The organism is Pseudomonas sp. P5_A2_2, from assembly GCF_054177685.1.
In genome coordinates this window covers 1-9,501 of record NZ_JBGCUL010000109.1, presented here as the reverse complement: position 1 = coordinate 9,501, position 9,501 = coordinate 1, and the positions used below count along the sequence as shown (strand labels likewise).

Sequence of the window (9,501 nt, the reverse complement as noted above, 5' to 3'; positions counted from 1 at the left end):
GGGTGAAGGTGCTTTTGCTGCCCAGATAGTCCGGCACTTGCAGGCCGCCGCGCAGGCACAGATAGCTGCGCGCGCCCGCACCGGCAATGGTGCCGAGGCTCAAGGTGGATCCTACGGCGACCAACAGCGCAGTGTTCATCGGCACGGCTTCACCGTTGAGCAGTAATGGAGTCACCGCCCCGGTCACCGCCACCACCGCCTCGCAGTTGAAGCGCAGCAACGGCCCGTTCATGGTGATTTCCAGCGCCGCCGCGCCTTCGTCATTGCCCAGCAAACGGTTACCCAGACGCAACGCCCGACTGTCCATCGGCCCCGATGGCGGCACGCCGACCGCCCAGTAACCGAGACGGCCGGGATAGTCCTGAACACTGGTTTGCGTACCGGCGCTGAGTACCTCGAAAGTGTTGGCCTGATAGACCAGGCCTTCCAGGCAACGGGTCCACGGCTGGCCGCTGGCGAAAGGCACATCGAGCAGAATCTGCCGCAGGTAGTCGCGGTTGGTTTCCACGCCATACAGCTGACTGTCGCCGAGGGCTTGATGCAAATCGGCGCGGGCCTCTTCGCGAGTYGGCGCCCAACTGATGACCTTGGCGATCATCGGGTCGAAGTAGGGCGGGATCTCGCAGCCAGCCTCGACCCAGGTGTCGATGCGCAGTCGAATGCCATTGGCCGCCGGGAAATCCACGGCGGTGAGCAAGCCCGGGCTGGGTTGAAAATCGCGACCCGGATCCTCGGCATACAACCGTGCCTGAATCGCATGGCCCTGCGGTTTCAAACCCTGTGCCAGATCGCTCAGCGGCGGCAGGTCACCGGCCGCCAGTTGCACCATCCAGCGCACCAGATCGACACCCCATACCTGTTCGGTGACACCGTGTTCCACCTGCAAGCGAGTGTTCACCTCAAGGAAATAGAAGCGCCGGGCATCGCTGTCGAAGACGAACTCCACGGTGCCGGCACTGCGGTAGTTCACTGCCTTGGCCAGTTTGATCGCCGCCGCACACAGTTCATCGGCCATGCCGTCGGGCAGGTTTGGCGCCGGGGTTTCCTCGAGGACTTTCTGATTGCGGCGCTGCACCGAGCAGTCGCGCACGCCGAGGGCGATCACTTCACCGTGACCATCGCCGAATACCTGCACTTCCAGGTGACGGGCACGCTGGATGTACTTCTCGATGAACACCCCGGCGTCGCTGAAGTTGTTCTGGCCCAGGCGTTTGACGGCCTCGAAGGACTCGCTCAACTCGGCCGCGCTGCGGCACACGCGCATGCCGATGCCGCCACCGCCGGCGGTGCTTTTGAGCATCACCGGATAGCCGACCTGTTCGCCGGCGATCAATGCGGCATCGAGGCTGTCGAGCAGTCCGGTGCCTTCGAGCATGGGCACGCTGTGTTGTTTGGCCAGGGCGCGGGCGGTGTGCTTGAGGCCGAACACCCGCAGTTGTTCGGGCGTCGGGCCGATGAAGGCGATGTTGGCGGCCTCGCAGGCTTCGGCGAACGCGGCGTTTTCCGATAGAAATCCGTAGCCGGGATGGATCGCGGTGGCGCCGGTGGTTTTGGCGATGGCGAGGATTTTATCAACCATCAGGTAAGTGCCGGCGGCCGCACCTTCGCCGAGGCTGTGGGCCTCGTCGGCTTGCAGGATGTGCAGGCTGGCGGCATCGGCTTCGGAGTACACGGCAACGCCCTGCACTTGCAGCTCGCGCAAGGTACGCAGGATGCGGCAGGCAATGGCGCCACGGTTGGCAATCAGGACTTTTTCGAACATGGCATAACCCCCGGAGGCGATAGCGCATCAGCCTCGACTGGGATGCGGGCCGTCCCGCAGTTTTTTTGATGCACCTGGGCCGTCCCCGGTGACAAATCAGTTCACTTCGCAACACCGCCGATCCCCTGTGGGAGCGAGCTTGCTCGCGATAGCGGTGGGTCAGTCAACATATGTGGTGAATGCGCTGACGCCATCGCGAGCAGGCTCGCTCCTACAGGGTTTATTGGTGTTCTGTAGATTTGAGGCACTGGCCGGATCGGGCCTGGCACAAGGCAAACAACCAGCGCCGCAATCTCGGGAATTTCAGTTCCATACCAGCAGCTCCGCAGGCGTCGGGTTGTAGGCATTGCACGGGTTGTTCAGTTGCGGGCAGTTGGAGATCAACACGATCACGTCCATCTCGGCGCGCAGGTCGACGTACTTGCCCGGTGCCGAGATGCCGTCTTCGAAGGTCAGGCCCCCGTCAGCGGTGACCGGCACGTTCATGAAGAAGTTGATGTTCGGCCCGATGTCGCCCTTGCCCAGGCGGCCATCGTGAGCACAGGCGCGCAGGTAGTTGTCGCGGCAGCTGTGCATGTAGCGTTTTTCCAGGGCATAGCGCACGGTGTTGCTCTCTTGCGCACAGGCGCCGCCCAGGGTGTCGTGACGCCCGCAAGTGTCGGCGACGATGGTCAGCATCGGCTTGCCGAGGTTGGAATACAGCACGCTGCCAGTGCTCAKGTACACGCTGTTCTGCCGACGCAGGGTGCGCTGCACGTCGTAGCGCTCCCTGGGATTGGCAACGCTGTAGAACAAGGTGTCGACGGCCTGATTGCCCTCAAGGTCGAGGATGCGCAGGGTCTGGCCGGCCTTGACCTCCATCAGCCAGGGTTCGCCGGCGGGGATGGTGGCGCGGTAGATCGCGGTGTCTGGTTGCTTGTGAACGGTAGCGATAGCGAGTGACATGGCAGCGATCCTCAGGCAAACAAACGGTCGGTGTTGATGAAGCCGCGCTCGTTTTCCGGGCGCGAGGTGCGGCAGTGTTCGGCGACGCTGGCGTCGGCGTTCATCCAGCTGAGCTTCAAGGGTTTCGGTGCATAGTCCGGCGTCGGGTCCATCGGGTGCTGCAGGGCGGTGAGCACCACCAGGGTGTCCATCGGCGCGTACAACTCGATGTAGTCGCCAGCCTTGGAATTGCCCTCGACGAAGTGGAAACGTCCGGCGTCATCGACGTTCACGCGGCTGAACAGGTTGAGGGTCATCAGCAGGTCGGACAGGCCCAGCCCCCACTTGCCCAGTTCCACCAACAGGTTGTCGGTGCCGTTACGGAAGAAGCCGTTGCGCAATTCCTGATAGCGGCCGACGCCGTATTTTTCTGCCACTTCTTCAGCGCAGAGCACGCCACCGAGGCTGTCGCTCCAGCCGCAGGTGTCGGCGGTGATGGCGGCCAGCACGCGGCCCATGTCCGAGTACAGGCAATGGCCGGCGGTGAGCTTGGCGGTGTGTTGGCATTTGAGGCTGTCGGGCAGGTTCAGGCGCTCGGTTTTTTCATTGGCGTTGAGCAACGTCAGGCTGACGTTGGCGCCGCCGCGCAGGTCGGTCAGGCGCAGCAATTGGCCGCGCTTGAGCACGAAGGAACGATGGCCGCCGCCGGGGAGCATTTCTTCGGCGAAGGGCGGGAACAGTTGGGTTGAATCGGTCATGGGCAGAATCCTCTCAAGCGATACGGAGCGTGCCAGCCAGTTGCACCGGCAAGGCGTCGACGGCCTTGCTCCGGGCGCGGCGGTCGCTGTTCAAAGGGATGTCGTAGGTGATGCGTGCGCCATAGGCGCCGGGGGCGTGCGGATCGAGGCGGACCTTGTCGAACACCAGCAGCCGCGTGCCGAGGCTGAAACCTTCGGACAGGTCATGGGTGACCATGAACACCGTCAGTCGGGTCTCGCGCCACAGCTCCAGCAGCAAGGCGTGCATGTCTTTGCGGATGCCCGGATCGAGGGCGCCGAACGGTTCGTCGAGCAGCAACACCCGCGGCTTCATGATCAGCGCCTGGGCGATGGCCAGCCGCTGTTGCATGCCGCCGGAGAGCTGCGCCGGGTACTTGTCCAGCGAGTGGCCCAGGCCGACTTTGTGCAGCAACACCGAAGCCTGTTCGCGGGCCGCTTTTTTCGCGCCGCCGAACAGTCGTCCAAGCAAGGGTGAGCGCGGCAGTTCGAGACCGAGGGCGACGTTGTCCAGCACGCTCAGATGCGGGAACACCGAGTAGCGCTGGAACACCACGCCACGGCTGGCGTCCGGCTCTGCGGCCAAGGGCTGACCGTCGAGCAGGATCTCGCCACGACTGGCGCGCTCCTGGCCGAGCAGCAGGCGCAGGAAGGTCGATTTGCCGCAGCCGGACGCGCCGACGAGTGTGCAGAACTCACCTTCGTTGACGCTCAGGTTCAGACCTTCGAGCACCACCTGATCGTCRTATTGCTGCCAGACGTTTTTAACGGTGATGAAACTCATTTGGCAGCCCCCTCATACCAGGGAAAGGCGCGGTGAGTGAGGTGCTTGAGCCCCCAATCCATCAGCCAGGCGAGCAGGGTGATCCACACCACGTAGGGCAGGATCACGTCCATCGCCAGGTAGCGGCGCACCAGGAAAATCCGGTAGCCGAGACCGTCGGTAGAGGCGATGGCCTCGGCGGCGATCAGGAACAGCCATGCCGAGCCGAGCATCAGTCGCAGCGAGATCAACAAGCGGGGCAACAGTTGCGGCAACACCACCCGCAGCATCAGGGTCCAGGTCGAAGCGCCGAGGGTCTGGGCCTTGATCAGCAACTCCACGGGGATTTCCCGGGCGCGCTGTTCCAGGTCACGGGCCAGGGCCGGGGTGATGCCGATGACGATCAGCATCACTTTCGACAATTCCCCCAGGCCGAAGACGATGAACAGGATCGGCAGGATCGCCAGCGGTGGCACCATCGACAGCACCGTCAGTAACGGTGACAACGGCGCACCGAACAGCGGCAGGGTACCGGCGGCGATGCCCAGGCACAGCCCGGCCAGGGCGCTGATGCCCAGGCCGATGGCCAGGCGTTGCAGGCTGGACGCCGTGTCCTGCCACAGCAGGTATTCGCCGGTGCGGGTGTCGGCCACGAACGCCAGGCGTTTCACCGCATCGGTCATCTGCACGGCGCTGGGCAGTAGCTTGTCGTTGGGGTTGTCCGCCAGTCGCTCGGCCGAGCCTGTGAAGTAGGCGAACAGCACCAGGGCGAACGGCAGGATCACCAGCAACAGGCGACTCGGACGGTCCGGGTGACGGTTGATCAGGCGCATGGCCAGTTCTCCTGATTACAGCTTGGCGTCGGCGGCCATCTGCACGTAACTCGGGTCGAAACGCAGCTTGAGGTTGCCTTTGTCGCCGCTGGTCACACCGTTGGCGAAGGCCATGCCGACTGCGCTGGTGTCCTTGGCGCCTTCACCCAGCAAGCCGTGCTGGAAGGAGAATTCGGCGACCTTGCGCATGGTCTCCGGCAGTTGCTTGCTGGTGGAAAACGCCAGCGCTTCTTTCGGTGTGGCGAACAATTTAGTGGTGTCCAGTTGTGCCTGGAAACCCGCCAGGTCAGTGCCCGAGGCCTTGGCCATGTGTTCCAGCGCGGCTTTGCTGGCGGCGTTTTTCGCGCTCATCAACTCGACCACTTCGAACCAGGCGCCAGTCAGTGCCTTGCCCAGGGCCGGGTTGTCTTTGAGGGTGGCGCTGTTGACCACCATCATGTCCATGATTTCGCCGGGGATCTGGCTGGAGTTGAACACCTCGGTCACGGCAGGCTTGGCCTTGATGTCCGAAAGCATCGGGTTCCAGGTGGTGACGGCACTGACCTGATCGGTGTTGAAGGCGGCGGAGATGTCGGCGTCGGAGGTGTTGACCACTTTCAGGTCTTTCTCGGTGAGGTCCACCGAATCCAGAGCCCGGGCCAGCAGGTAATGGGACACCGACAGCTCCACCAGGTTGACGTCCATGCCCTTGAGGTCGGCGACTTTTTTGCCTTCGCCCTTGAGCACGATGCCGTCATTGCCGTTGGAGAAATCGCTGACGATCAGCGCAGTGCTGTCGACGCCGCCGGCGGCCGGAATGGTCAGCGCGTCCATGTTGGTCATGGTGCAGCCGTCGAACTGGCCGGCGGTGTATTGGTTGATCGATTCGACGTAGTCGTTGAGCTGTACCACATCGATCTTGATGCCGTACTTTTTCGCCCATTTGTCGACGATGCCCTGGCTGCCGGCATATTCCCACGGCATCCAGCCGGCGTAGATCGTCCAGCACACGCTGAAGTGGTCTTTCTGGGCGGCCTGGGACGAGAAGCTCACGAGGGCTGCGAACGCAGCGGCGAGCAGGGCGGGTAAACGAAGCTGGGACATGGTGGTTCTCCAGTTGATCAAGGACGGACAGGACGGCAGCGGCACCGCTAACGGTGGCTTGTCTCCCGGGCTTTTGTCCCGCCGTGTAACCTCAACTGGAGGTCGCCAACTCTCGGACCAGTCACTCGCGATTGCGAGCCGGAACCCTAGTCAGCCATTTGCAAATTGTGGTGCCGCGAACCTGTAGTGACGCCTGCACATTTTTTTGGAACAAGTGCGCTAAAGCGAGAGGCGTGCCAAGTCGGCCCGAGGGCTCTAGCGTGGGGGGCGGGGTGATCGGCGGGTTTGATCGGGAAAGCAGGCTGCCTTGTGATGGTGCGCAAGTGCACCGCATTGGAACGTATCCGCCGCTGATCAGGAGGTGCTCGCGGCATTGCACTTGGCACAGTTTTGCCAGTCAAAACAGATGTCAGCCGGTCTGTGCCGACTGCTGTCACGGGTCTTTACGGAGGCCGTCATGTTGCGTCGATTGTTGTTCGGTGCATTGCTCGGAGTGGGATTGTCTGGCTGCTACTACTACGACAGTCCTGCCGACGTCTACGCGGCACCTTATTACTATCCCGGTTACTACTCGCCTTATTACCACGGCGGCTATTACGGCCCACGTTATTACGGTGGTTATCGCTCCTATTACTACGGTGGGCATGGTTATTACCGTGGCCACGGCTATCACGGCGGTGGATATCGCGGTGGCCACCGTTAATCAGGACGTGAATGGATGAAAAACCTTTCATCGGGCAGATGTTTCTACTTGTTTCATAGACGCACCAGATTCCGAATTCGATGTCTGATATTTCGACAGTCACCGAACATTTGATTGTCGCCTGTCAGCGTCGCTGGCGTGGCTTATCCGCGGTCCAGGAGGCCGCCATGCTCTGTCAAAAAAATCTGTGCCGAATTCTTCTGCTTGCTCTGTTGGGGTTGTCCCTTGGTGGGTGCGCGCCTTACTACGACGAAGGAGGCAGTTACTACAGTTCCGAAGTCTATACCTCGCCTGCGCCAACCTATTACACCGGGAGGAGCTCTTACTATTCCAATGGTTATTACACACCGCCGCCCCGGTATTACGTGCCACCAGCGCGGTATTACCAGCCGACACCGCGCTATTACTCGCAGCCGCGGATGTATCAACCGTCGCGCCAGTACCAGTCGCCCCCTCGTTACTATCAGCCGTCGCAGGGTGACTACCGCATGCATCAGCACCATGACTGGGACGGCCATAACCGCGGGAACTGGAACAACGACTATCGCGGTCAAGACGGGCGCAACCATCGTAGTGAGCGTGGCGGTCACAACTGGCGGGATAACCACCGCTAATCATTCAGTTAAATACAATTCCTGTGGGAGCGAGCCTGCTCGCGATGGCGGTGTGTCAGACACTCCGTCTTCGCGAGCAGGCTCGCTCCCACAGTTCGTTCAGTACTCGGAGAGGTCCGCCAGCGGATGCCGACCTTCCCACGCCTTGTGAAAATGCGCCTCTACTACCGCGTCCGGCACGTTTTTGATGTCCGGCCAGTGCCAGTGCGGCTTCTGATCCTTGTCGATCAACCGGGCACGTACGCCTTCGCTGAATTCCGGATGACGACAGCAATTGAGGCTCAGGGTGTATTCCATCTGAAAGACTTCGGCCAGCGACAGGTGCCGGGCGCGGATGATCTGCTCCCACACCAGATGAGCGGTCAGCGGGGCGCCTTCGTTCATGGTCCTGGCTGCGCGGCTCAGCAATAGATCTCTGTGATCGCGCAAGGTGCTGATGGCCTTCCAGGCGCAACGCACGTCACTGACATCCAGCAGCTCGTCGATCTGCTGACGGCGCGGCAGCCACTGGGCTTCGGGCATCTGCGCCACGGCTTCCTGTTGCAAGGCCTTGAGCAGGCTGTTGAGCTGCATCGGTGTCTGTTCCTGCCAGTTCAATTGCAGCAGACCTTCGATCAACTCCGGCTGCTGCTCATCGAGCAGGAAACGATCCGCCAGGTCCAGATCGATGGCATCGCGGCCGTTCATATGCGCACCGGTCAGGCCCAGGAATAACCCGAGCTTGCCGGGCAGGCGCGACAGAAACCAACTGGCGCCAACGTCCGGGTACAGGCCGATGCTGATCTCCGGCATGGCCAACCGGCTGCTCGGCGTGACGATGCGGATGCCTGCCCCTTGCAACAGTCCCATGCCGCCGCCGAGCACATAGCCGTGGCCCCAACAGATCAACGGTTTGGGGTAGGTGTGAAGTTTGAAGTCCAGGCGATATTCCGCCGCAAAAAACTGCGCGGCCAGTGGCGGTACTTCACCTGGATGGACGCGACAGGCTTCCACCAGGCTGCGCACTTCACCACCGGCGCAAAAAGCCTTGGCGCCTTTGCCGCGCAACAGGACGCAAACGATCTGCGGGTCCTTGGCCCAGGCCTCCATGCGGTCGCGCAGGGCGTTGATCATCGGCAGGGACAGGGCGTTGAGGGAATTTTCGGCATCCAGACTGGCGATGCCGATGCGGGCGCCGTCCGTGCCGGTGAGTTCTTCGAAGTGCAGATTCATCGTGACCTCGATCGGGAATTTGAGGGTTAAGTATGATCGCTATATGGGAAAGTGCCGGATCTGCGTCAGATCAATTGACAAGTGTGGCGAGCTTTCCTAGGGTTCGCGCCAATTGTTTTTGCCGGATGTAACCATGACTGCTGACGACCGTATCAAACTCGAACCGGGCTGGAAGGAGGCACTGCGTGCCGAATTCGACCAGCCCTACATGGCAGAATTGCGAAACTTCCTGCAACAGGAGCGGGCGGCCGGCAAGGAGATCTATCCGCCGGGGCCGATGATCTTCAACGCGCTCAATTCCACGCCGCTGGACAAGGTCAAAGTGGTGATCCTCGGCCAGGATCCTTATCACGGCCCGGGCCAGGCTCATGGTTTGTGCTTCTCGGTGCAACCCGGCGTGCCGGCGCCACCGTCGCTGGTGAACATCTACAAAGAGCTCAAGCGCGACCTGAACATCGACATCCCCAACCATGGCTACCTGCAGAGCTGGGCCGATCAGGGCGTGCTGATGCTCAACACCACCATGACCGTCGAGCGCGCCAACGCCAATGCGCACAAGGACAAGGGCTGGCAGTTTTTCACCGATCGGGTCATTGAAGTGGTCAGCCAACAGCAACCACACCTGGTATTCATGCTGTGGGGCGCCCATGCCCAGAGCAAGCAGAAGCTCATCGATGCCACCAAGCATCTGGTGTTGACCTCGGTGCACCCGTCACCGCTGTCGGCCTATCGCGGCTTCCTCGGTTGCGGGCACTTCAGCCGCACCAACAAGTTTCTGGAGCAGAATGGTGAGACGCCGATCGAGTGGCGCTTGCCGCCGGTTTGATGTGC

General features: G+C 61.7%; 10 protein-coding genes and 1 riboswitch. Of the genes, 3 read left to right on the top strand and 7 right to left on the bottom strand.

What is annotated here, in order from left to right:
• From ACXRVY_RS10280 to ACXRVY_RS10255, 6 genes are all read right to left on the bottom strand, one after another.
• A partial coding sequence (locus tag ACXRVY_RS10280; RefSeq protein WP_458237341.1) for an ATP-binding protein occupies positions 1-1,762 on the bottom strand: 1,762 nt, incomplete at its 3' end.
• Between the two features lie 303 nt (positions 1,763-2,065).
• Complete coding sequence (locus ACXRVY_RS10275; RefSeq protein ID WP_458237340.1) at positions 2,066-2,707, bottom strand: urea amidolyase associated protein UAAP2; 642 nt, start codon at positions 2,705-2,707, stop codon at positions 2,066-2,068.
• Positions 2,708-2,718: 11 nt separating this feature from the next.
• Positions 2,719-3,444, bottom strand: coding sequence for an urea amidolyase associated protein UAAP1 (locus ACXRVY_RS10270; protein WP_223462981.1), 726 nt, complete (start codon positions 3,442-3,444; stop codon positions 2,719-2,721).
• Positions 3,445-3,457: 13 nt separating this feature from the next.
• Entirely contained in the window at positions 3,458-4,246 is a 789-nt protein-coding gene (locus ACXRVY_RS10265) for an ABC transporter ATP-binding protein (RefSeq protein ID WP_223462982.1), read from the bottom strand.
• The gene (locus tag ACXRVY_RS10260) at positions 4,243-5,058 is read right to left on the bottom strand and encodes an ABC transporter permease (protein WP_223462983.1); all 816 of its coding nucleotides are present in this window, start codon (positions 5,056-5,058) and stop codon (positions 4,243-4,245) included. The genes ACXRVY_RS10265 and ACXRVY_RS10260 overlap by 4 nt, the downstream gene beginning before the upstream one ends.
• Positions 5,059-5,073: 15 nt before the next feature.
• Positions 5,074-6,141, bottom strand: a complete 1,068-nt coding sequence (locus tag ACXRVY_RS10255; protein WP_223462984.1) for a putative urea ABC transporter substrate-binding protein — start codon at positions 6,139-6,141, stop codon at positions 5,074-5,076.
• Positions 6,142-6,201: 60 nt separating this feature from the next.
• Positions 6,202-6,302, bottom strand: a riboswitch (guanidine-I (ykkC/yxkD leader).
• Positions 6,303-6,598: 296 nt separating this feature from the next.
• Between ACXRVY_RS10255 and ACXRVY_RS10250 the strand changes: the two genes are divergently transcribed.
• Positions 6,599-6,844 (top strand): hypothetical protein, encoded by a 246-nt coding sequence (locus ACXRVY_RS10250; RefSeq protein ID WP_457266122.1) that lies wholly within the window; start codon positions 6,599-6,601, stop codon positions 6,842-6,844.
• A 167-nt stretch (positions 6,845-7,011) separates the two neighbouring features.
• Positions 7,012-7,458, top strand: a complete 447-nt coding sequence (locus ACXRVY_RS10245) for a hypothetical protein (protein WP_223462986.1) — start codon at positions 7,012-7,014, stop codon at positions 7,456-7,458.
• A gap of 99 nt (positions 7,459-7,557) precedes the next feature.
• Here the strand turns inward: ACXRVY_RS10245 and ACXRVY_RS10240 are convergent, their stop codons facing one another.
• Positions 7,558-8,670 (bottom strand): enoyl-CoA hydratase/isomerase family protein, encoded by a 1,113-nt coding sequence (locus ACXRVY_RS10240; protein WP_223462987.1) that lies wholly within the window; start codon positions 8,668-8,670, stop codon positions 7,558-7,560.
• 133 nt (positions 8,671-8,803) lie between these two features.
• On the opposite strand from ACXRVY_RS10240, the gene ung reads away from it, so the two are divergent.
• The gene (gene ung, locus ACXRVY_RS10235) at positions 8,804-9,496 is read left to right on the top strand and encodes a uracil-DNA glycosylase (RefSeq protein WP_008050720.1); all 693 of its coding nucleotides are present in this window, start codon (positions 8,804-8,806) and stop codon (positions 9,494-9,496) included.
• Positions 9,497-9,501: the final 5 nt, after the last annotated feature.